Below are 24,093 nucleotides of genomic sequence, written 5' to 3'. Positions count from 1 at the left end.
GGAGGGAGAGGGGACCGATCGGAGAATATTCAAAAAATCCGCCGACCTGAAATGACTTCGTTGAATCCATAATCAACTCGGTATTTCAGGTCGATGTATTGCGCAAGACAACTCGGTAGGCCCCCAACCCTCTCCCCGAGGGAGAGGGCTGGGCGGGCGGCGTTCCGATGAGGGTAGCTTTTGACCTACCCCCAAAACCTTCAAGTAATCGGCGCCGGGTTGAACAGCGTAATGTCGTTATGCAGCTTGTGCTTCTCCGCCCACGTCTGCTGTTTGCCGCTCGCCACATCCAGATAGTAGTGAAACAACTCCCAGCCCAATTCCTCGATGGTCGCGCGCCCGGTGGCAATCCGCCCGGCGTCGATGTCGATCAGATCCGGCCAGCGCTGCGCCAATTCCGTACGCGTCGAGACTTTCACCACTGGCGCCATCGCCAACCCATACGGCGTGCCACGCCCGGTGGTGAACACATGCAGGTTCATACCGGCCGCCAACTGCAACGTGCCGCAAACAAAATCACTCGCTGGCGTCGCACAGAAAATCAAACCCTTCTGCTTGAACCTCTCGCCTGGGCCAAGTACGCCATTGATCGCGCTGCTGCCGGATTTGACGATCGAGCCCAGCGACTTCTCAACGATGTTCGACAGCCCGCCCTTCTTGTTCCCCGGCGTGGTATTCGCACTGCGATCCGCCTCACCCTTGGCCAGGTAACGGTCGTACCAGTCCATCTCGCGTACCAGTTCCTCGGCGACGGTCTTGGTCTCGGCACGCGAAGTCAGCAGGTAAATCGCATCGCGCACTTCGGTGACTTCGGAAAACATCACCGTGGCCCCCGCGCGCAACAACAAGTCCGAGGCATAGCCCAGCGCCGGGTTGGCGGTGATCCCGGAAAACGCATCGCTACCGCCGCATTGCATGCCAAGAATCAACTCGGACGCCGGCACGGTTTCGCGGCGGCGCTGGTCGAGTTTCTTCAGGCGCACTTCAGCCAGTTGCATGATCTGTTCGATCATCTCGGTGAAACCGTGACTGGAATCCTGCAAGCGATACAGCCATGGATCGCTGAGATCCACCGAAGCATCGTCCTCGTGCATCACCTGCCCGGCCTGCAATTTCTCGCAGCCAAGGCTGATCACCAACGCCTCGCCACCCAGATTCGGGTTGCGCGCCAGATTGCGCACGGTGCGGATCGGAATGTAAGCGTCGGTCGCAGTAATCGCCACGCCGCAGCCGTAACTGTGGGTCAGCGCCACCACGTCATCGACGTGCGGGTATTTCGGCAGCAGCTCGTCCTTGATGCGTTTCACCGCATGATCGAGCACGCCGGTGACGCACTGCACGGTGGTGGTGATGCCGAGAATATTGCGCGTGCCGACAGTGCCGTCAGCATTGCGATACCCCTCGAAGGTGAAACCTTCCAGCGGTGCCTGCGCGGCCGGCACGTCGGTCGACAGCGGCAGGCTGTCCAGCGGCGGCGCGGTCGGCATGCGCAGTTGATCTTCCTTGACCCAACTGCCACGGCGAATCGGCTGCAACGCGTAGCCAATCACTTGACCGTAACGAATCACCTCGCCGCCCTCGGGAATGTCTTCGAGGGTGACCTTGTGGCTCTGCGGGACGAAATCCATCGTCACCAGGCCATCGGCGAATTCAGTGCCGGCCGGCACGCCCTGATCGTTGACCACTACCACTACGTTGTCCCGCTCGTGCAGGCGGATGTAGCGCGGCGAGTCGGAATGTTCAATCAACTGCATGACGCCGCTCCTCAGGAATGCGCTTGAGACAATTTACCGGTGGCTTCAGTACCGCCGTTGGTTGGCGGCTCTTTGAGTACCACACGTTTGATCGGGCCGACGATGACCAGATAGCTGAACACCGCGACCAGTGCGTTGGCACCAACGAACACCAGTGCCCATTTGAACGAACCGGTGGAGCTGATGATGTAGCCAATCACGATCGGAGTGGTGATCGAAGCGATGTTGCCGAAGGTGTTGAACAGGCCACCGCTCAGACCGGCGATCTGTTTTGGCGAGGTGTCGGAAACCACCGCCCAACCCAGTGCGCCAACGCCTTTGCCGAAGAACGCCAACGCCATGAAGCCGACCACCATCCATTCCACATCGACATAGTTGCAGGCAACGATGCTGCTCGACACCAGCAGACCAGCGATGATCGGTGCTTTGCGGGCGAAGGTCAGCGAGTGGCCTTTGCGCAACAGGTAATCGGAAATCACCCCGCCGAGCACGCCGCCAATGAAACCGCAGATCGCCGGCAACGAGGCAATGAAACCGGCCTTGAGAATGGTCATGCCACGCTCTTGCACCAGATACACCGGGAACCAGGTCAGGAAGAAATAGGTGATGCCGTTGATGCAGTATTGACCCAGATAAACACCGAGCATCATGCGGTTGGTCAGTAACTGACGGATGTAATCCCATTTCGGGCCGTCGGTTTTTTTACCTTGCTTGACGTCCATGTCGACCATGCCGCCGTTGTCGGCGATGAACTGCACTTCCGCTTCGTTGGCCATCGGGTGTTGGCGCGGGCTGTGGATAACCTTCAGCCAGATGCCCGAGAAGACGATGCCGAACACGCCCATGACAATGAACACATGTTCCCAGCCGAAGGAGTAAACGATCCAGCCCATCAGCGGCGCGAACAACACGGTGGCAAAATATTGCGCCGAGTTGAAGATCGCCGAGGCGGTACCGCGTTCAGCGGTCGGGAACCATGCGGCAACGATGCGCGCATTGCCGGGGAACGAAGGCGCTTCAGCCAGACCGACCAGAAAGCGCAGCATGAACAGCGCAACAATCGCTGTGGACATGCCGAACTCACCGACAAAGCCTTGCAGCACGGTGAACAGCGACCAGGTGAAAATGCTCAGGGCATAGACTTTTTTCGAGCCGAAGCGATCGAGCAACCAGCCACCAGGAATTTGCCCGGCGACGTAGGCCCAACCGAACGCGGAGAAGATGTAGCCGAGGGTGACTGCGTCGATGCCCAGATCTTTTTGCAGGCTGGAGCCGGCAATGGCGATCGTGGCGCGGTCGGCGTAGTTGATCGTGGTCACCAGAAACAGCATGAGCAGGATCAAATAGCGGACGTGAGTCGGCTTGGACGATTGCATGTAGATGTACTCCCACTGATTATTTTTATGCGCGGGTGAATCTTCTTTGGTCCCCGGCTTTCCGGGTGTCCCTGGGTATCCGTATTTCGGCTTCCCTGTAGGAGCTGCCGAAGGCTGCGATCTTTTGATCTTGACCTTAAAAACAGGATCAAAAGATCGCAGCCTGCGGCGGCTCCTACAGGGATTGCGGTGTCAGGGTCGACACCGCGTGCTGCATTCAGGAGCCGATGTAGGCGGTCTTCACCACGGTGTAGAACTCTTGCGCATAGCGGCCTTGCTCACGTGAGCCATAGGATGAACCCTTACGGCCACCGAACGGAACGTGGTAATCGACGCCAGCGGTCGGCAAGTTGACCATGACCATCCCGGCTTGCGAGTGACGTTTGAAGTGGTTGGCGTACTTCAGTGAAGTCGTAGCGATACCCGCCGACAGACCGAACTCGGTGTCGTTGGCCATCGCCAGCGCCGCGTCGTAATCGGCCACGCGAACGATGTTGGCCACCGGGCCGAAGATCTCTTCGCGGCTGATGCGCATCGACGCTTCACTGTCGGCAAACAGCGTTGGCGCGAGGAAGTAACCTTCGGTGTCACAGGTCACCAGACCACCGCCACTGACCAGACGCGCACCTTCGGACTGGCCGATGTCGATGTACTTCATGTCCTGTTCAAGCTGCGCCTGGGAAACCACCGGACCAATGTCGGTGCCGGATTTCAGCGCGTGGCCGACCTTGATCGACTTCATGCGCTCGGCCATGGCTTCGACAAACTGGTCGTGAATCCCGGCAGTAACAATCAAACGGCTCGACGCTGTGCAACGCTGGCCGGTGGAGTAGAACGCACTCTGCACCGACAGCTCGACCGCTTGCTTGAGGTCGGCGTCGTCGAGAATGATCTGCGGGTTTTTGCCGCCCATTTCCAGTTGCACTTTGGCTTGGCGCGAGACGCAACTGACCGCGATCTGCCGGCCAACGCCGACCGAACCGGTGAAGCTGATGCCGTCGACTTTCGGGCTCTGCACCAAGGCATCGCCAACCACACGACCGCTGCCCATCACCAGGTTGAACACGCCGGCCGGGAAGCCTGCGCGGGAGATGATTTCCGCCAGAGCCCAAGCGCAGCCCGGCACCAGATCGGCCGGTTTCAAGACTACGCAGTTACCGTAGGCCAGCGCCGGAGCAATCTTCCACGCTGGAATGGCGATCGGGAAGTTCCACGGGGTGATCAGACCGACCACGCCGAGCGCTTCACGGGTGACTTCGACGTTGACGCCCGGACGCACCGACGGCACATAGTCGCCGGACAGACGCAGGCATTCACCGGCGAAGAACTTGAAGATATTGCCGGCGCGGGTCACTTCGCCGATGGCTTCGGGCAGGGTCTTGCCCTCCTCCCGTGCCAGCAAGGTGCCAAGCTCTTCGCGACGGGCGAGGATTTCCGTGCCGACTTTGTCCAGCGAATCATGACGAGCCTGGATGCCCGACGTCGAATACGCCGGGAAGGCTGCGCGGGCGGCGTCGATGGCGGCGTGAACCTGGCCCAGATCAGCCTTGGCGTAGTCGCCGATGGTGTCGCTCAGCTCGGACGGGTTGATGTTGGCCGAGTAGTCGGCACCGGCAAGCCATTCGCCGTTGATGTAGTTGTCGTAGCGTTTTGCAGTTGTCACAGGGGCAGCCCTCAGATCTCAAAGCCTTCACGCAAAAAGCCGCTGATTGCTCAGCGGCCTCGCTTTAATCGGGTGTTACTGCGCACCTTGCTTGTCGATCAGCGCGGCGAGCATTTCGTACTCTTCACGCGTCAGATCAGTCAGCGGCGCCCGCACCGGGCCGGCGTCATAGCCGGCGATTTTTGCGCCTGCCTTGACGATGCTCACGGCGTAACCGGCCTTGCGGTTGCGGATGTCGAGGTATGGCAGGAAGAAGTCATCGATGATCTTGCCGACGGTGGCGTGATCTTCACGAGCGATCGCGTGGTAGAAATCCATCGCGGTTTTCGGGATGAAGTTGAACACCGCCGAGGAGTACACCGGTACGCCCAGCGCCTTGTAGGCCGCGGCGTAGACTTCGGCGGTCGGCAGACCGCCCAGATAGCTGAAGCGATCACCGAGGCGGCGACGGATCGACACCATCAATTCGATATCGCCCAGACCGTCCTTGTAGCCGATCAGGTTCGGGCAGCGCTCGGCCAGACGTTCCAGCAGCGTCGCGTTGAGGCGGCAAACGTTGCGGTTGTAGACGACCACGCCGATGTTGACCGATTTGCACACTGCTTCAACGTGGTCGGCAACGCCGTCCTGGCTCGCTTCGGTCAGGTAGTGCGGCAACAACAACAGTCCCTTTGCGCCCAGGCGCTCGGCTTCTTGAGCGTACTCGATGGCCTGGCGGGTCGAACCGCCGACACCGGCGAGAATCGGCACGCTGGTGGCGCAGGTGTCGACGGCAGTCTTGATGATTTCCGAATATTCGCTAGCCGCCAGGGAGAAGAACTCACCAGTACCGCCAGCGGCGAACAGAGCTGAAGCGCCATATGGGGCCAGCCATTCCAGACGCTTGATGTAGCCCGCGCGGTTGAAATCACCCTGCGCGTTGAAATCGGTCACCGGGAAAGACAGCAGGCCGGCAGAGAGGATGGACTTCAGTTCTTGTGGATTCATTATTCGAACACCCTGGTAGCAACGTTTTTTGTGATTGGACCGTTCAGCCTTCGCTGAAGTTGTAGGTCATCGTACAACTTAAAAGATAACCGTCAACTGCATTTCATCGCCGACCCGGCTTTTTTGTCGGACAAGATCGTTTCTTGACGTAGGAAGTTTCTCGGCTAAGGTCTATTTAGCTGTATATACATACAGCTAAATAAAACCCACCGACGACATATCAAGGAGCCAGAAATGTCCGGTCTACAGGCACAACCTCAGGAACAACCCCAACCGGTCATCGCGCGTTTCGATGATCTTTTCAGCGAAAGCGGCATCACCTTCAGCGCCGACAATGCTCATCTGCTGTTGCACATCGCCGACTCCCACAGCGATGTCGAACCGGCCTCCGCGCCGGCCATTGCAGCCCGCAAAGGCAAGCCGTCGCTGCGCTTCGAAGGCGCTGAACACACGGCGATCGGCGATAACACCCTGCTGCGCTTCGTTGCAGACGCCGAACCGCTGCTGGCGCAAAACGTGCCCTTGCACCTGTCGAACGGGCTAGCCCTTACCTACGGCCAGGTCCTCTCATTGGGCGGCGACTTCTATGGCATCGTCGACCGACCAATCAATGAAGGCGCGACCCCGGTCGATCGCCTGCAACGCTTCAATGCCGCATTCGATTCGCTCGCGGTAACCCCGGCCTCACGTGCTGAAGCGACGCAGATTCTTGCGATCATGCAGAAAGAAATCGATGCCGTGAAAAAGGCCATCAAAGACGGTAAGCCCGCGCATGAAGCCTACGATGCATTGGGAGATACGTTGTCCGAAGAGTGGAACAAAATCACTGGCGGCGGCAGTTTCGTCTCCGCGCTGTTTCCCCTCGGTCGCTATCTGAAACTGGCAGCGAACAACGCCGACCACTTCGGCGAATGGGCGAAACTCGCCTACATCGCCGGCCACACCGCTGCCCTGCAAACCGCTGTCGCCGCACGTCCCCGTCAGGATCTACAACTGCTGGAACGCGCCTATGCGATGAACGCGTTTGCCGACCACTTTCTCACCGACCTGTTTTCCTCCGGGCACTTGCGCGTCCCTCGCAAGGAAATGGCCGCGGTGGTGACGCCGAGTGATCTCGGTTCGCTGGTGACCCGCTTCATGCACGACGAGGACAGCAAATTCGGCCTCAAGGTACGCAACAGCCAAGGTGCTCAGTGGCGCGCGTTTGGCGACAAACGCTACTTCGAGGCCAGCGATGCCGACAACCGGAGTCAGGTCAGTCAAGCCGTGCAAGCATCGGCGGATGAGGTGTTTGCCGCTTACTTGAGCGGCACTGTGCCCGCACCGTCGAGCTTCGCCGCGTTGCAACGACTGCCGGATCTCAGCGCCGTGCTGAATCTTTCCAACAACTTCTCGCCGCTGTTTCGGGTCGAGGGCAGCAAGGTGCTGCGGCGCAAGGACGTCAACAACCTCAACGACACCGCCACCATCGACGATTGGTGGGGCTGGAGCACGTACCTGCTGCTCAAGGACTACCAACCCTCCGGCAATACGAATTGAGGAACGCAGAGATGACGATCAGATTGAAAGTGCAACTGGCTTCGGGACAGTCCCTTGAGGGTGCGCCGCTGGAGTTACTGGCGGATGGCAAGCCGATTGCGCGCGGGGTTGTGGATAAGCGCGGGGATGTTGTGTTTGCAGTGCAGCCGGGGAAAGTGGCGTTGGCGGTGCGGGTTGATCGCTCGATATTGCAGAGTTGAATTTAAAGGCCCCATCGCGAGCAGGCTCACTCCTACATGGTTATTTGTTGAGCACAGATCTTGTGCACGACATCAATTACTGTAGGAGTGAGCCTGCTCGCGATAGCGATGTGTCAGTCAATACATTACTCAGCCCCGCTGCGCCTGAGCCTCTTCATGCGCCTGGCGCAATCGTTCGCGGCTGTTGGTCAGGTGCAAGCGCATGGCCGCACGCGCCGCATCGGAATCCTGACGGGCGATCGCTTCGTAGATTTCTTCGTGCTCACGGCTCAGACGATTCATGTAGTGCTGCTGGTCGTCATGCGCCAGTCGCGCTGAATTCAGCCGGGTGCGCGGAATGATGCTGGTGCCCAGGTGGGTCATGATGTCGGTGAAGTAGCGGTTGCCGGTGGACAGCGCGATTTCCAGGTGGAAGGCAAAGTCCGACGCGACGGCATCACTGGCGTGCGCGGCGCTTTCCTTCAACGCATCGAGGGCGGCACGCATGGTTGCCAGTTGCTCGGCGCTACGGCGTTGCGCGGCCAGGCCGGCAGACTCCACTTCGAGGCTTATGCGCAATTCGAGAATCGCCAAGACGTCACGCAGCGTCACGACGGTCGCCGGATCGATACGGAAACCGCTCGGGCTCGGCGTATCGAGCACAAAGGTGCCGATGCCATGACGGGTTTCCACTTGGCCTGCGGCCTGCAAACGGGAAATCGCCTCACGCACCACGGTGCGGCTGACGCCATGGGCTTCCATGATCGCCGACTCGGTGGGCAACTTGTCGCCACGCTTGAGCAGGCCATCGCGGATCTGCTCGCTGAGCACCGTCACCAGCTCCTGAGCGAGGCTGCGGCGCTTGCGCGGAAGGCGCGGGGTGTCGATCAGGTTTTCCATGGTGTGCGTCTTGTCTCGAAAATTCGGCGTGGGGGCATCATAGCGCAAGCAGGTTGTACGATCACACATCCCCCTGTAGGAGCTGCCGCAGGCTGCGATCTTTTGACTTTGTCTTTTAAATCAAAAGAAGGATCAAAAGATCGCTGCCTGCGGCAGCTCCTACAGGGGAAGTGGTCAGGCGGTGACGGGTTGTTCGACGAGGTGACCGCTGTCGATTCGCACATGCCGTGGGTGGAAACGTTTGAGGCTGCTGCGATGGCCGACGCTGACGATACTCAGCCCCGGCAACTGATCGATCAGCGCTTGATACAACGTCGCCTCGTCCTCTTCATCCATCGCCGAAGTCGCTTCGTCCATGTACAGCCACTGCGGTGCATACAGTAGCGCGCGGGCGAAAGCCAAGCGTTGCTGCTCACCCGGCGAGAGCATGCGTTGCCAGTGATTGGCCTCGTCCAGGCGCTTGACCAGATGCGGCAGACGGCAGGTTTCCAGCACCTGTTCGTAGCGCTCCGGCCCGTAGGTGTCGCCCGGTTGCGGATAACTCAATGCCTCGCGCAGGGTGCCGATCGGCAGATACGGTTTCTGCGGCAGGAACAGGTAACGCGCCGCCGGCAAGCGGATGTTGCCGTGGCCCGCCGGCCACAGATGCCCCATCGCTCGCAGCAACGTCGACTTGCCACTGCCCGACCGACCACTGAGCATCACGCGATCACCTGGTTCGACGGTCATGTCGGCGCTGGTCAACAGATGACGACCGTCGGCCAGGTCCAGGCCGAGGTTATGCACCTGCAATTCACTGCCCTGATTCTGCACATCAATCGCTGGCACGCGCTGCTCGTTATCGGTCATCGCCTGACGGAAACTCAGCAGACGATCACAGGTGGCGCGCCACGAAGCGAGGCTCTGGTAGGCGCTGATGAACCAGCTGAAGCTTTCCTGGACGTTGCCGAATGCCGAGCTGATCTGCATCAGCTCACCCAGCTCGATCTTGCCGGCGAGGTAACGTGGCGACGCAACAATGAAAGGGAAAATAATCGCTGCCTGGCTGTAACCGGCGGTGAAAAATGTCAGACGCTTGGACACTTTCATGATGTCCCAGAAATTGTGCCAGACGTTGCCGAAGCGGCCGCTCAAGCGACGATTTTCATTCGGCTCGCCGTTGTACAAGGCGATGCTTTCGGCATTCTCGCGAATCCGCACCATGGAGAAACGCAGGTCGGCTTCGAAGCGTTGTTGTTGGTTGTTCAGACCGATCAAACGACGACCGATCAAATGCGTCAGCCAACTGCCCACCACCGCATAAAGCAGCACGCACCAGAACATGTAGCCGGGAATGGTGATGCCATAGACTTCGATGCTGCCCGACACGCCCCACAGAATGATCGAGAACGACACCAGACTGACGATATTGCGCAGCAGCCCGATCCCCAGCTCAAGGGTGTTGGAGGTGAAGTTATTGAGGTCTTCGGAAATCCGCTGGTCCGGGTTATCGGTGTAACCGCCCTGCTCCAGCTGGTAGTAATTCTTGTCGGCTAGCCAACGCGAGAAATGCTTTTCAGTGAGCCAGGCACGCCAGCGAATCGTCAACATCTGGGTCAGATACAGCCTGTACACGGCACCGATAATCGCCACGGCGGCAATCGCACAGAAATACAGGATCAACTGCCAGAACGCCGCTTCATCCTTCTTTTGCAGGGCGTTGTAGAAGTCCTTGTACCAGGTGTTGAACCACACCGAGATGCCCACGCTGAGCAGCGAGAGTGCGATCACCGCAATCAGCAGCGTCCAGGCCTTGCCCTTCTCTTCACTGCGCCAGTAAGGCGTGATGATCGCCCACACCTTGCGAAAAAACTGCCCGCGCACAGCATCGTTGACCGCGGAGTATTCAGCGTTCTGATTCATGGATAAGGCTCGATATAGAAAAGAACAGACACGCACCGATCATAGTTGATCGGTGCGTTTTATCGCGAGGGCTAGTCCGGCCCATTCAGGAAATGTTCAGCTTCAGAAACCTATCAGGCATATGGGTAACACCGTTCGTCGTGACTGTCAGAGTTGACAGTAGAGACCTGCTGCTCTCGATGATCAACTGCCGTGGCCTCCTGCACTCAACTTCCGTGAGCGTCAGGAGAACCCTACCCAACCCTGGCATCGAAAGGAATTGATCATGACTGCAGCAAAAAATCCACTCAACGCGCCAGCCAGCGAATCCATCGAAAACGGGAAACTGTCCATCAGCAAGCTGGATGCAGCGGGTGCGACCTTCAGGCTTTCATCCAATGATCCGAAAGTCCATATCGGAAGCTTCTGGATCAAACAAGCCAACGAACAAAAAATCGAAGAGCAATCGACTAAAAAGAGTGAAGTCTATTTTACGATTTCAAAAGCCGTTATCGAGACCTGGTTAGGGCTGAAACTCTTCGCACAATGCAACGCGATTCAAAATGGCGACGTTATCACTTCGCCAAAAACTCTCTTCACCGTTGTAGCTTGAACCCAAGCCGCTGCCCTTTAGAGCCGGGTAGCGGCTTTTGATTCAAAGTCTCATGGCACTCATGTGATTGACCCGAGCCATCAATCTTCAGCGACGAACCGGGCGCTTCTGCAGTTTGCGCTGCAGGGTGCGGCGGTGCATGCCCAGGGCGCGGGCAGTGGCGGAGATGTTGCCTTCGTGTTCGGTGAGCACGCGCTGGATGTGTTCCCACTGCAGGCGATCGACCGACATCGGGTTTTCCGGCACCAGACTGTCGAGGTCGGCGTGCTCGGACAGCAGCGCGGCCAGCACGTCGTCGGCGTCGGCCGGTTTGCACAGGTAGTTGCAGGCGCCGCGCTTGATCGCTTCGACGGCGGTGGCAATGCTCGAGTAACCGGTGAGGATCACCACGCGCATTTCCGGGTCCAGCTCCAGCAGTTTGGGTAGCAGCACAAGGCCGGAATCGCCGTCCATTTTCAGGTCGAGCGCGGCGTAATCAGGCAAATCGGCCTGGGCGATGGTCAGACCTTCCTCGGCGGAGCCTGCGGTGCTGACGCGAAAGCCACGACGGGCCATGGCGCGGGCCATGACGCGGGTGAATGTTGCGTCATCGTCGACCAGCAGCAAATGCGGCAGTTCTTCGCCTTCGACTTGGATTTCTTCACTCATGTTGGTCTCCTCGGGCGCCGTGGGGCAGACGCAGCTCGGTGAGCGTGCCGCCTTCCTCATGACTATAGAGTTTCACTGAGCCGCCGGCGCGTGTCACGCTGGCCTTGCTCAAAAACAGGCCCAGGCCGAAACCTTTGCCCTTGGTGGTAAAAAATGGTTTGCCGATCTGCTCGGCGATGGCCAGCGGCACACCGGCGCCGTGGTCACGAATACTGATGGTCAGGTTTTCCACGTCCCAGTCGAGCGTGACCTGAAGATTTTCCGGGCAGGCATCGGCGGCGTTGTTCAGCAGATTCAGCAGCGCCTGGGTCAGGTCCGGCGGCGGCGCCATGCGCGGCACCGTGCCCTGGCCAAGTCGATGGAAGCGATAACTGGCCTCGGGGCGCATCAGGTGCCAACGGTTGAGTGCTTCATCGAGCCAGTCGGTGACGTCCTGCATCTCGACCGCCAGACGTCGATTGGCTTCGGCGGCGCGTACCAGTTGCTGCAAGGTTTGCTTGCACAGCTTGACCTGATCCTGCAGCACTTTCAGATCGTCCTGCAGCAGCGGATCGGGATGATCCTGCTGCATCTCTTTGAGCAGCACGCTCATGGTCGCCAGCGGCGTGCCCAACTCATGCGCAGCGCCAGCGGCCTGGGTGGCGACGGCGAGCAACTGCTGATCGCGCAGACCTTCTTCGCGGCGGATCGCGCGCAGCTCTTCCTGACGGCGCAGCTCTTCAGCCATGCGCGCGGCGAAGAACGTGATCACCGCAGCGGCGAGCGCAAAGCTCAGCCACATGCCGTAGATCTGCAGATTCTCGCGGGCGACTGGCAAGGTTTCCAGCGGATAGAAACGCGTCAGCATCACCGTGTACAGCGCCAGCGCGATGCCCGACAGGATCACCGAATAGCGCCACGGCAGCGTCACGGCGGCGATGGTCAGCGGCACCAGATAATAGGAAACGAACGGATTGGTCGAACCGCCAGAGAAATACAGCAGCGCACTGTGGATCACCAGGTCGCAGGCCAGTTGCAGCGCATATTCAAGCTCGGTCACTGGCCACGAAGTGCGCAGGCGCACGGCGGTGAACACGCAGAGCAGAATCGAACAGCCGAGGGTCATCGCCAGTTGCACCCACGGCAACGGCAACAATTGCAGCCAGTAGGCCAGGCCCACGGAACCTGCCTGCGCGGCGAGCACCAGCGTGCGGATGAAAGTCAGCCGCCAGAGGTTCTGGCGAGTGGCGGAAGTCAGTTGTACGGGGGCGAGCATGAGCTCTCCTGATGAGCGCTCCAGGCGGATCGCACGGAGTATAACCAAGCCGCGCCCTTGAGAGGCGAAAGTGCGGCAAACGACCACATGGCACGGCTCTCAAACTTGCCTACCTCGCAAGCTGTCCGAGATCAATTGTGGCGAGGGGATTTATCCCCGCTGGGTGGCGTAGCCGCCCCAAATCATGCGACCTCATTTAACCAGACATACCGCATCAGCCGGACTTGCGACTGCTGCGCAGCCGAACGGGGATAAATCCCCTCGCCACAAAAGCTCATTCGACTCAGGTTCTGTGGGCCGGGGTATCTGTATAGAAGTTGTAACTGGGCGAACCGGATCATTAAAGCTAGAGTCTGATGGTTTCACGCAGGCCCCCGAACCATCACCTGCGCCCTCATCAAGGAGCTTTCATGCACACATTCCGCCGCAGCGCCGCCCTTCTCGCCCTGACAGTGGGCAGCGTCGCCAGCCTTCCGGCCCTGGCCGCCGATGAGCTGCACTACAACCAGATTTCCCTGCGCGCCGAAGTCAGCACGGAAGTCGCCCGCGACCTGATGATCGTCACCCTCTACACCGAAGAACAAAACACCGACCCGGCCAAACTCGCCGCCGACGTCAGCACCACCATGAACAAGGCCCTGGCCCAGGCCAAGCAAGTCAAAGACATCACCCTGCGCCAGGGCAGCCGCAACAGCTACCCGATCTACGACACCAAAGGCCAGAAGATCACCGGCTGGCGTGAACGCGCCGAACTGCGCCTGGAAAGCTCCGACTTCGCCGCCCTGTCCAAACTCACCGGCGAACTGTTGGGTGACCTGAAAATGGGCGGCATGGACTTCGCCATCGCCGACCCGACCCGCAAAACCAGCGAAGACGCCCTGCTCAAAGAAGCCGTCAGCGCCTTCAAGGCCCGCGCGCAACTGGCCACCGATGCACTGGGCGGCAAGGGCTACAAAATCGTCAACCTGAACCTCAACAGCAACGGTTACCCACAACCGTACCTGCGCGCACCGATGATGATGAAAGCGGCTGCGATGGATTCGGCACCAGTGACGCCGGACGTTGAAGCGGGCACCAGCCAGGTGAGCATGACGGCTGATGGCTCGATTGAAGTGTTGATGCAGTGATTTGAATTTTGGCTGAATGAAAAACCGGCGATCAGTGAATGATCGCCGGTTTTTTTGTGCCTGATTTTTGTGGTGAATGATCTGCCGCCATCGCTGGCAAGCCAGCTCCCACAGGTTCTGCAGTGGTTCTGAAAACTGCCTGTAACCCTGTGGGAGCGGGCTTGCCCGCGATGAACGATGACGCGGTATCCCGACGAATCAGGTACGCGGATCAACCCGATCCAGCGCCCGATTCACCGCCAGCTCCGCCAGCATCACAATCTGCTGAATCGCCAACGCCGTACTGCGTTGCGGGCGACTGAGCTGATCAGCGAAATCGCCCGCCATGACATTGGCCGAGGCGAGTGATTCACAGGCATGCGCGAGCAGACTTTCCGTGTCGATGTTCGGATGAACAAGGAACATCGTGCTGGGCAGACGCGGTTTACTGGGTTCGGGGCTGAGGTAGAAGTCGAGGGCGCGTTTTATCGCTTCGCGGTTTTTGAATTGATCGTCGGCGCGGAGGGCGTCTTCGAGCGGGGTTGTGGATTCGAGGGGTGGATCGGGGACAATTTTATCTTTCATAAAAATCTGCTCGTCATTCGAGCCGCCCTCAGCCATTTCTCACGTGGCAAAGGGTGGCAGCTATGTGCGGAGTGAGAAACCGGTGAGCAGAAAACCGGCCAGACCGAAGTCTGCCCGCACACAGCCGCCATAAGGCATTGCGACAGCTAATAAGCCGGCCGCAATTATGGTCTTACTGGTGCTAGTTTCAAGCTCGGCGGGTTCTCACACCCGATCACTGAACATTCAGCGACAACTAGAGCCTAGAGAGCGCACGTCCGACGGACAACCTGAAAACCTTGTGGGAAGGTTCTGGTTATCTGACACAGATTTAAACAACCAAAAAGCCAACCCTCACCCTAGCCCTCTCCCGGAGGGAGAGGGAACTGACCGAGGTGTTTGGGAGAGATACGCCGACGTGCGATACCGAGTCGAACTCAGGCTTTGAAAAGCCCACAAATTGGCCCCCTCTCCCTCGGGAGAGGGCTGGGCGGGCGGCGTTCCGATGAGGGGCAGCAACAACGCAAATCAAAAGCCGAACACCCCCGCGCTCTTCACCACTCACTAAGCCGAGTGTCAGCTCGCCTGCTCTTGATCTTGATCCACGGGCGACGTCGGAAGGCTGAGTGGAGGGATTGATCCGGGGGTGGGAGCGCAGCGACCGTTTGGCGAAGCCAAACACAGCGAGAGGAGGTGCAGCGAAGCAAACCGTAGGCGCTGCCCCCCGGATCGATCCCGGAGCGAAGGAACCCCGAGCTTTAGCGAGCGGGCCGCACGCAGGAGCAAGCCTTTTTGGTTACTTTTTCGGCGTCTGGAAAAAGTGACCCGCCGTAAGGGCGGAACCCTAAGCGGCCGTTACCGCAGCAACGGATATACCCCAACAAAACCAGCCACATATACCGAGATAGACACTCCAACAGGAAAAACGATATTTCCGAACACCCCCAAATCCCCGCTACCCTCAACCAACAACCACCTCCAAATCCTCCGGGGACTCCATGCCAAGATCCACCCTAAAACCGCTCTTGATCTCCCTCGCCCTAACAGCCATAGCCCCGCTGGCCAACGCCGCCACAACCCTGGTCTACTGCTCCGAAGCCAGCCCCGCCGGCTTCGACCCCAGCCAATACACCAGCGGCACCGACTTCGACGCCTCTGCCGAAACCGTCTTCAACCGCCTCACCCAATTCCAGCGCGGCGGCACCGACATCGAACCCGGCCTGGCAACAAAATGGGACATCTCCCCGGATGGCCTGCAATACACCTTCCACCTGCGCCAAAACGTGAAATTCCACACCACCGAATACTTCACCCCGAGCCGCGACTTCAACGCCGACGACGTCCTCTTCACCTTCCAGCGCCTGCTCGACCCGGACAACGCTTTTCGCAAGGCCTACCCCGCCGAATCCCCGTATTTCACCGACATGGGCCTGAACACCACGATCAAATCGGTAGAAAAACTCGACGAGCAAACCGTGCGCTTCAACCTCAATAACGTCGACGCCGCGTTCGTGCAAAACCTCGCCATGAGCTTCGCCTCGGTGCAATCGGCCGAATACGCAGCGCAACTGTTGAAGGAAGGCAAAGCCGCCGACCTCAACCAGAAACCTGTCGGCACCGGCCCGTTCGTGTTCAAGCGCTACCAAAAGGACTCGCAGATCCGCTACGCCGCCAACAAGGCCTACTGGAAACCCGACGACGTCAAAATCGATAACCTGATTTTCTCGATCACCCCGGACGCCGCCGTACGCCTGCAAAAACTCAAGGCCGGCGAATGCCAGGTCAGCGGCTACCCGCGCCCCGCCGACATCGAAGTAATGGAAAAAGACCCGAATCTGCGCGTGCTCAAGCAAGCCGGTTTCAACCTTGGCTTCCTCGCCTACAACACCACCCACGCGCCACTCGACCAGCTCAAGGTACGCCAGGCGCTGGACATGGCCATCGACAAACCGGCAATCATCAAAGCCGTCTACCAAAGTGCCGGCCAACTGGCGCAGAACGCCCTGCCGCCGGCGCAATGGTCGTATGACCCGAATATCAAGGATGCGCCTTACGATCCGGTCAAAGCGCGGGTGCTACTTAAAGAAGCAGGGGTTGCACCGGGTACAACCATCAACCTCTGGGCGATGACAGTGCAGCGCGCTTCGAACCCGAATGCGCGGATGTCGGCGCAGATGATCCAGCAGGATTGGGAGAAAATCGGCATCAAGGCCAACATCGTCAGCTATGAATGGGGCGAGTACATCAAGCGCGCCAAAAATGGCGAACACGACGCCATGATCTATGGCTGGACAGGCGACAACGGCGACCCGGACAACTGGCTTGGCGTGCTCTACAGCTGCGCGGCGGTCAAAGGCAGCAACTACGCCAAATGGTGCGACCCGGCCTACGACAAGCTGGTGCAACAGGCCAAAGTCTCCACCGACAAGACGCAGCGGGTGAAACTCTATCAACAGGCCCAGCTGATTCTTAAACAGCAAGTGCCGATCACCCCGATCGCCAACTCCACGGTGTTCCAGCCGCTGCGCAAGGAAGTCACTGACTTCCGGATCAGCCCGTTTGGTCTGACGCCCTTCTACGGCGTCGGTATAAATAAGTAACACCGAGCCCCAAGGCAGCGCGCACAACGTGACCGGCGCACCGTTTTGGGGCTTCGTTTGCACCGTAAAAATCACCCGCAAACGGTCAAATGCGTCAAAAGTTATACAGATGCGACATTAAGGTACGTACGTGCCACCGTTTAACGCTCGCTCACACTCTGGATCTTGCAATGGGTATGGCCCCTGCATAAGTATCCGCAGGCACGACTCACGAGGTCGTACCTCACAACTAAAAAATGACAACAAATCATGAGGCCAACATGCTTAAACACGCGGTCATTCCGTTTCTAGTCGGCGCAGGCTTGTTAGCCTCCGCACCTTTCGCATCCGCTGCGACTAACCTGGTGTTCTGCTCCGAAGGCAGCCCGGCCGGTTTCGACCCGGGCCAGTACACCACCGGAACCGACTTCGACGCCTCAGCTGAAACCATGTTCAACCGTCTGACCCAGTTCGAGCGCGGCGGCACCGCCGTGATTCCTGGTCTGGCGACCAAGTGGGACATTTCCGACGGTGGCCTGACGTACACCTTCCATCTGCGTGAAGGCGTCAAGTTCCACACGACCCCGTATTTCAAGCCGACTCGTGAGTTCAACGCCGACGACGTACTGTTCACCTTCAATCGCATGATTAACAAGGATGACCCGTTCCGTAAGGCGTACCCGACCGAATTCCCGTACTTCACCGACATGGGGATGGACACCAACATCACCAAGATCGATAAAGTCGACGACCACACCGTCAAGTTCACCCTGAAAGAAGTCGACGCCGCGTTCATCCAGAACATGGCCATGAGCTTCGCCTCGGTGCAGTCCGCCGAGTACGCGGCCCAGCTGCTCAAGGAAGGCAAGGCTGCCGACATTAACCAGAAGCCGATCGGCACTGGTCCTTTCGTGTTCAAGAGCTACCAGAAAGACTCGAACATCCGTTACACCGGCAACAAGGACTACTGGAAGCCTGAAGACGTCAAGATCGACAACCTGATCTTCGCCATCACCACCGACCCGTCGGTACGTATTCAGAAGCTGAAAAAGAACGAGTGCCAGGTCACCCTCTTCCCGCGTCCGGCCGACCTGAAGGCGCTGAAAGAAGACAAGACCCTGAAGATGCCTGACCAGGCTGGTTTCAACCTGGGTTACATCGCCTACAACGTGATGGACAAGGTCAAGGGCAGCAACGAGGCCAACCCGCTGGCTGACCTGCGCGTCCGCCAGGCGCTGGACATGGCGGTGAACAAGCCACAAATCATCGACTCGGTTTATCAGGGCGCAGGCCAGTTGGCCGTCAACGCCATGCCGCCGACCCAGTGGTCTTACGACACCACCATCAAAGACGCCAAGTACGATCCTGAGAAAGCCAAACAGCTGCTCAAGGAAGCCGGCGTCAAGGAAGGTACCGAGATCGTGCTGTGGGCGATGCCGGTTCAGCGTCCATACAACCCGAACGCCAAACTGATGGCCGAAATGCTGCAGTCCGACTGGGCCAAGATCGGCTTGAAAGTGAAGATCACCAGCTACGAGTGGGGCGAGTACATCAAACGCTCCAAAGGTGGCGAGAACCAGGCCATGATCATTGGCTGGAGCGGTGACAATGGTGATCCGGACAACTGGCTGAACGTGCTGTTCGGCTGCGACTCGCTCAGCGGCAACAACTTCTCCAAGTGGTGCGACAAGAAGTTCGACGGCCTCGTCAAGGAAGCCAAGCGCACAACCGACCAAGGTAAGCGCACCGAACTGTACAAAGAGGCACAACACGTCCTCAAAGATGCAGTCCCGATGACACCTATCGCTCACTCGACGGTGTATCAACCCATGCGCGCCAACGTGCAGGATTTCAAGATCAGCCCATTCGGCTTGAACTCCTTCTACGGCGTCAGCGTCAGCAAATAAGGCACGGCAACGGCGACGTTTTTGACGTCGCCGTTGCTTTACCTGCCGGGAAGTCAGGAAATTTCCTTCAGCCAATGCCAATGCAGATAACTGCAGCGGTATAGGCGTGTCGACTTTTCCTACGCAGTTTCAGGCAATTACGCATTTACTGCCGGTCCCGCGGAACTTACCGTCGGGTTCTGACCAGTTTCTGCGTGGGCCACCGGTTTGCCGTACGTATTGGATTGAGCTCAATGCGACCACAACGTCCAGGGATGAGACGCGGCGCATTGCACAACACTAAAAAATAAGAGGGAGCGTCATGCGCCATACCTTGGTTTTTTCCGCACTGCTGGGCGCCGGCCTGTTGGCTTCGTCCGCCAGTTTCGCCGCCAGTAAAAGCCTGGTGTTCTGCTCCGAAGGCAGCCCGGCGGGTTTTGATACCGCGCAGTACACGACAGCGACCGATAACGACGCCGCCGAACCGATCTATAACCGTCTGGTCGAGTTCGAAAAAGGCGACACCAATGTAGTACCGGGTCTGGCCACCAAGTGGGACATTTCCGAGGATGGTCTCAAGTACACCTTTCACCTGCGTGAAGGTGTGAAATTTCATACAACGCCGTACTTCAAGCCGAGTCGCGATTTCAACGCCGACGACGTGTTGTTCACGTTTAACCGCATGCTTGATGCACAGCAGCCATTCCGTAAGGCTTATCCCACCGAGTTCCCGTATTTCAACGGGATGAGCCTGAACAAGAACATCGCCAAGGTCGAAAAGACCGGGCCGCTGACCGTGGAGTTCACGCTCAACAGCGTCGACGCCGCGTTCATCCAGAACCTCGCCATGAGCTTCGCCGCCATCCTGTCCGCCGAATACGCCGACAAATTGCTGGCCGATGGCAAGCCGAGCGATATCAATCAGAAGCCGATCGGCACCGGGCCGTTCGTGTTCAAGAGCTATCAGAAAGACTCGAACATCCGCTTCACCGGTAACAAGCATTACTGGGATCCGAGCCGGGTCAAACTCGACAACCTGATCTTCGCGATCAACACTGATGCCTCGGTCCGCGTGCAGAAACTCAAGGCCAATGAGTGCCAGATCACGCTGCACCCGCGTCCGGCCGACGTTGAAGCGCTGAAAAGCGATCCGAAGCTGCAACTGATCTCCAAGCCGGGATTCAACCTCGGTTACATCGCCTACAACGTGCGCCACAAACCTTTCGACCAGCTCGAAGTGCGTCAGGCGCTGGACATGGCGGTGAATAAACAAGGGATTCTCAACGCCGTTTACCAAGGCGCCGGGCAATTGGCCGTCAACGCCATGCCGCCGACCCAGTGGTCCTATGACGACAGCATCAAAGATGCTGCCTACAACCCGGAAAAAGCCAAAGAGCTGCTCAAGGCTGCGGGCGTCAAGGAAGGCACCGAAATCACTCTGTGGGCGATGCCGGTGCAGCGTCCGTACAACCCGAACGCCAAGCTGATGGCCGAAATGCTCCAGGCAGACTGGGCCAAGATCGGCCTGAAGGTGAAAATCGTCAGCTATGAATGGGGCGAGTACATCAAGCGCACCAAGAATGGCGAGCACGACATCAGCCTGATCGGCTGGACCGGTGACAACGGTGACCCGGACAACTGGCTCGGCACGCTGTACAGCTGCGACGCCATCGGCGGCAACAACTACTCCATGTGGTGCGATCCGGCTTACGACAAGCTGATCAAAGAGGCCAAGGTCGTCACTGACCGCGACCAGCGCACCGTGCTCTATAAACAGGCCCAGCAATTGCTTAAACAGCAAGTGCCGATCACGCCTGTCGCCCACTCGACCGTCAACCAGCCACTGAGCACCAGGATCGAAGGGTTCAAGGTCAGCCCGTTCGGTCGCAACGTGTTCTCGGGTGTCAGTATCGATTAACCCAACCGATTAGCCGCAACGCTGAGGGGCGCTGTCTAGCCCCTCACGCAAGCGCTTTGCCGAAATTCGCCGGTCCGGCCTTTGGCAAACGTTTGCGATGTGTGAATGAGTTCTAAACCAATAACCGGCATACCAAAAAAAGCCGGCATAAAAAGAAAGTAAAGGAGCTTCACCCATGAAACTGAGCAGCACCGCGATACTGGCCCTGGCCATCAGCAGCATCACCGCCGCAGCCCACGCTGAAAGCGTCAGCCAGGAATTCGTCCCGACTCAACTGGCCAGCACCAGCGCCCAGTCCGAAGCCAAAGGCTTCATCGACGGTCAAAGCCTGTCCGGTTCGACCCGTAACTGGTACGCCAACGAAGACAAACAGCGCGGCGGTACCTTCAAGTACGAGCGCCATGGCGAAACCCTGACCGGTTCGCGCCGGATCAACTGGGTTCAGGGCACCATCCTCAACTACACCTCGGGCTTCACCGAGGGCACCGTGGGGATCAGCACCGAAGTTGCGGCTTACAACGCCATCGCACTGGATCGCAGCCGCGAAGACATCAAGGGCGGTTCCAACCGTACCCTCGCCCACTCCAACGGTGACGCCGTCGACCAGTGGAGCAAACTCGGCCTGGCCAACGTCAAGGCACGTATCTCCAACACCACCCTGACCGCCGGCCGCATGAACTTCAGCAGCCCGATCGTCGACGTCATCGGCAACCGTCCGCTGCCTTCGAGCTTTGAAGGTGTGGCGATCCACAGTGAAGAATTCGACAACCTGTCGTTCGACCTCGCCACCTTCGACCGCGTGTCGCCACGTACCGAACAGAGCCTGTCGAAATTCCGCACCGAATACAGCAACACCGGTGTCGAAACCGATCACGTCAACACTGCCGGCGTGAACTATCAGCCGCTCAAGAGCCTGAAAACCAGCCTCTACGCGACCCAGGCTGAAGACTTCTGGAACCAGTACTACTTCGGCGCGACTCACGAACTGGGCGACAGCTCGGTGCTGAGCCTGACCACCGGTCTGAACTACTACAAGACTGTCGACGAAGGCAAAAAGTTGATGGGTAACATCGACAACGACACCTACTCGCTGTCGTTCGGTCTGACTCACCAGGCACACACCCTGACCTTCTCGTATCAGGAAGTGAACGGTAACGAGTACTTCGACTACCTGCACGAAACCAACGGCATCTACCTGGCCAACTCCCTGCTGTCCGACTTCAACGGACCGAACGAGAAATCCTTCCAGATCGCCTACGGCATCAACATGGCCGAATACGGTATCCCGGGCCTGAAGTTCAACGCCTACACCGCTCGCGGCTGGGGCATCGACGGTACTCACTACGTTGGCACCGCATACGATGTACGCAACATGGACGGCGAACATCACTACGAATACGGCATCGGTACTTCGTACGCCGTACAGAGCGGTCCACTCAAGGCCACCACCGTTCGCGCGACCTACACCACTCACCGCGCCAGCGAAAACCAGGCTGACGGCAGCATCAACGAGTTCCGTCTCGTGACCACGATTCCATTCAACATTCTGTAAAAACGCCAACCGTCGGCTGACTCATGAGGAGTCGGCCGTACGGTTTTTTGTCTTCAACCGATTGCAGAGGGTTATCGATGAAAATGCTTCCCCTACGTGCGGCCATCGCGGCTGCGTTGCTGAGTGTCGCTGTTGGCGTCTCGGCCAAACCCTTGGTGGTCTGCACCGAAGCCAGTCCGGAAGGCTTCGATATGGTCCAGTACACGACTGCAGTCACTGCCGATGCGGTGGCCGAAACCATCTTCAATCGTCTGGCGGACTTCAAGCCCGGTACTACTGAAGTGATCCCGGCACTCGCCGAGTCGTGGGACATCAGTGAAGACGGCCTGAACTACACGTTCCACCTGCGCAAAGGCGTCAAGTTTCACACCACCGAATATTTCAAGCCGACCCGCGACATGAACGCCGACGACGTGGTCTGGAGCTTCCAGCGTCAGCTGGACCCGAACCACCCGTGGCACAAACTGTCGAGCGTGGGCTTCCCGTACTTTGAAAGCATGGGTTTCAAGGAACTGCTCAAAAGCGTAGAAAAAGTCGACGACAACACGGTCAAGTTCACCCTGACCCGCCGCGAAGCGCCGTTCCTGGCCGACATCGCGATGGCGTTCTCCTCGATCTACCCGGCCGAATACGCCGACCAGTTGCTCAAGGCCAACAAGACCGGCGACCTCAACAACAAGCCTGTCGGCACCGGCCCGTTCATCTTCCAGCGTTACGCCAAAGACGCCCAGGTACGCTTCAAGGCCAACCCGGACTATTTCCGTGGCAAGCCGCCGGCTGACGCGTTGATCCTGGCCATCGCCACCGACAACAACGTGCGCCTGCAAAAGCTCAAGGCCAACGAGTGCCAGGTCGCGCTGTATCCGAAACCGGATGACATCCCGAGCATCAAGAAAGACAGCAACCTGAAAGTCGACGAACTGGACGCGATGACCGTGTCCTACATCGCCATGAACACCCAGCACAAATACATGAGTGACGTGCGCGTACGTAAGGCGATCGATATCGCCTTCGACAAGGAAGCCTACGTCAACGCCCTGTTCGGCAAAGGCAACGCTTCGGTCGCGGTCAACCCGTACCCGCCGACGCTGCTGGGCTACAACCACGACCTGAAGAACCCGCCACGTGACCTCGACAAGGCCCGCGCCCTGCTCAAGGAAGCCGGGGTTCCGGACGGCACCGTGTTTACCCTGTTCACCCGTAACGGCGGCGGCCCGACCAATCCGAACCCGATGCTCGGTGCGCAAATGATGCAGGCTGACCTGGCGAAAGTCGGGATCAAGATCGACATCCGCGTGATGGAATGGGGCGAGATGCTCAAACGCGCCAAGAACGGCGAGCACGACATGGTTTCTGCCGGATGGGCGGGCGACAACGGCGACCCGGATAACTTCCTGACGCCTATGCTCAGTTGTGAAGCGGCCAAGAACGGCGAAAACTACGCGCGCTGGTGCAACGAGAAATTCCAGACGCTGCTCGATGAAGCACGGGCTAAAGTAGATCCGGCCGAACGCGCCGCGCTCTACGAACAGGCTCAGGTACTGTTTAATCAGGATCAGCCATGGATCAGCATGGCTCACACCAGAATGTTTACCGCAATGCGCAACAACGTAGAGGGCTATCACATCAGCCCTCTCACCACTAATAACTTCGCCACCACCCAGGTGAAGTAGATAAGAAACTCCCGGCGTCC

General features: G+C 58.6%; 18 protein-coding genes. 9 read left to right on the top strand and 9 right to left on the bottom strand.

Features of this window, described 5'->3' with window-relative positions; all coding sequences use genetic code 11:
* Window positions 1-200 precede the first annotated feature (200 nt).
* From garD to kdgD, 4 genes are all read right to left on the bottom strand, one after another.
* The gene (gene garD / locus C2E19_RS05620; protein WP_129389117.1) at window positions 201-1,754 is read right to left on the bottom strand and encodes a galactarate dehydratase; all 1,554 of its coding nucleotides are present in this window, start codon (window positions 1,752-1,754) and stop codon (window positions 201-203) included.
* A gap of 11 nt (window positions 1,755-1,765) precedes the next feature.
* A complete protein-coding gene (locus C2E19_RS05615; protein WP_129389114.1) occupies window positions 1,766-3,130 on the bottom strand; it encodes an MFS transporter in 1,365 nt (454 codons plus the stop codon).
* Between the two features lie 217 nt (window positions 3,131-3,347).
* Window positions 3,348-4,793, bottom strand: a complete 1,446-nt coding sequence (locus tag C2E19_RS05610) for an aldehyde dehydrogenase family protein (RefSeq protein ID WP_129389111.1) — start codon at window positions 4,791-4,793, stop codon at window positions 3,348-3,350.
* Between the two features lie 75 nt (window positions 4,794-4,868).
* On the bottom strand, window positions 4,869-5,780 hold the full coding sequence (gene kdgD / locus C2E19_RS05605; protein ID WP_129389108.1) for a 5-dehydro-4-deoxyglucarate dehydratase: 912 nt from the start codon (window positions 5,778-5,780) through the stop codon (window positions 4,869-4,871).
* Window positions 5,781-6,014: 234 nt separating this feature from the next.
* On the opposite strand from kdgD, the gene C2E19_RS05600 reads away from it, so the two are divergent.
* Together C2E19_RS05600 and C2E19_RS05595 are read left to right on the top strand one after the other, a co-directional pair.
* Complete coding sequence (locus C2E19_RS05600) at window positions 6,015-7,319, top strand: phospholipase (protein WP_129389105.1); 1,305 nt, start codon at window positions 6,015-6,017, stop codon at window positions 7,317-7,319.
* Window positions 7,320-7,330: 11 nt separating this feature from the next.
* Window positions 7,331-7,519, top strand: a complete 189-nt coding sequence (locus tag C2E19_RS05595) for a hypothetical protein (protein WP_129389102.1) — start codon at window positions 7,331-7,333, stop codon at window positions 7,517-7,519.
* Window positions 7,520-7,648: 129 nt separating this feature from the next.
* Here C2E19_RS05595 and C2E19_RS05590 read toward each other — a convergent pair whose 3' ends face one another.
* Both C2E19_RS05590 and C2E19_RS05585 read right to left on the bottom strand, forming a co-directional pair.
* Window positions 7,649-8,398, bottom strand: a complete 750-nt coding sequence (locus C2E19_RS05590) for a FadR/GntR family transcriptional regulator (RefSeq protein WP_129389099.1) — start codon at window positions 8,396-8,398, stop codon at window positions 7,649-7,651.
* A 174-nt stretch (window positions 8,399-8,572) separates the two neighbouring features.
* The gene (locus C2E19_RS05585; RefSeq protein ID WP_129389096.1) at window positions 8,573-10,300 is read right to left on the bottom strand and encodes an ABC transporter ATP-binding protein/permease; all 1,728 of its coding nucleotides are present in this window, start codon (window positions 10,298-10,300) and stop codon (window positions 8,573-8,575) included.
* A 265-nt stretch (window positions 10,301-10,565) separates the two neighbouring features.
* Between C2E19_RS05585 and C2E19_RS05580 the strand changes: the two genes are divergently transcribed.
* The gene (locus C2E19_RS05580) at window positions 10,566-10,892 is read left to right on the top strand and encodes a hypothetical protein (RefSeq protein ID WP_129389093.1); all 327 of its coding nucleotides are present in this window, start codon (window positions 10,566-10,568) and stop codon (window positions 10,890-10,892) included.
* A gap of 87 nt (window positions 10,893-10,979) precedes the next feature.
* Here the strand turns inward: C2E19_RS05580 and C2E19_RS05575 are convergent, their stop codons facing one another.
* The gene (locus C2E19_RS05575; RefSeq protein ID WP_085611319.1) at window positions 10,980-11,540 is read right to left on the bottom strand and encodes a response regulator transcription factor; all 561 of its coding nucleotides are present in this window, start codon (window positions 11,538-11,540) and stop codon (window positions 10,980-10,982) included.
* Entirely contained in the window at window positions 11,533-12,795 is a 1,263-nt protein-coding gene (locus C2E19_RS05570; protein WP_129389090.1) for an ATP-binding protein, read from the bottom strand. Before C2E19_RS05570 ends, C2E19_RS05575 begins: the two co-directional genes overlap by 8 nt.
* 410 nt (window positions 12,796-13,205) lie before the next feature.
* On the opposite strand from C2E19_RS05570, the gene C2E19_RS05565 reads away from it, so the two are divergent.
* Window positions 13,206-13,922, top strand: coding sequence for an SIMPL domain-containing protein (locus tag C2E19_RS05565; RefSeq protein WP_129389087.1), 717 nt, complete (start codon window positions 13,206-13,208; stop codon window positions 13,920-13,922).
* A 198-nt stretch (window positions 13,923-14,120) separates the two neighbouring features.
* Here the strand turns inward: C2E19_RS05565 and C2E19_RS05560 are convergent, their stop codons facing one another.
* Entirely contained in the window at window positions 14,121-14,522 is a 402-nt protein-coding gene (locus C2E19_RS05560; RefSeq protein ID WP_174823926.1) for a DUF6124 family protein, read from the bottom strand.
* 941 nt (window positions 14,523-15,463) lie between these two features.
* Between C2E19_RS05560 and C2E19_RS05555 the strand changes: the two genes are divergently transcribed.
* From C2E19_RS05555 to C2E19_RS05535, 5 genes are all read left to right on the top strand, one after another.
* Window positions 15,464-17,065 (top strand): ABC transporter substrate-binding protein, encoded by a 1,602-nt coding sequence (locus C2E19_RS05555; RefSeq protein WP_129389084.1) that lies wholly within the window; start codon window positions 15,464-15,466, stop codon window positions 17,063-17,065.
* Between the two features lie 260 nt (window positions 17,066-17,325).
* Complete coding sequence (locus tag C2E19_RS05550) at window positions 17,326-18,951, top strand: ABC transporter substrate-binding protein (RefSeq protein ID WP_129389081.1); 1,626 nt, start codon at window positions 17,326-17,328, stop codon at window positions 18,949-18,951.
* A 301-nt stretch (window positions 18,952-19,252) separates the two neighbouring features.
* The gene (locus tag C2E19_RS05545; protein WP_129389077.1) at window positions 19,253-20,848 is read left to right on the top strand and encodes an ABC transporter substrate-binding protein; all 1,596 of its coding nucleotides are present in this window, start codon (window positions 19,253-19,255) and stop codon (window positions 20,846-20,848) included.
* 175 nt (window positions 20,849-21,023) lie between these two features.
* Entirely contained in the window at window positions 21,024-22,400 is a 1,377-nt protein-coding gene (locus C2E19_RS05540) for an OprD family porin (protein ID WP_129389074.1), read from the top strand.
* Between the two features lie 77 nt (window positions 22,401-22,477).
* The gene (locus tag C2E19_RS05535; protein ID WP_129389071.1) at window positions 22,478-24,073 is read left to right on the top strand and encodes an ABC transporter substrate-binding protein; all 1,596 of its coding nucleotides are present in this window, start codon (window positions 22,478-22,480) and stop codon (window positions 24,071-24,073) included.
* Window positions 24,074-24,093: the final 20 nt, after the last annotated feature.

It is taken from the genome of Pseudomonas sp. DTU12.3 (assembly GCF_004124275.1).
GTDB classification, from domain to species: Bacteria; Pseudomonadota; Gammaproteobacteria; order Pseudomonadales; family Pseudomonadaceae; genus Aquipseudomonas; species Aquipseudomonas helmanticensis.
Note: the sequence above shows the minus strand (reverse complement) of the source record. Positions and strands in the feature narration are given on the sequence as shown.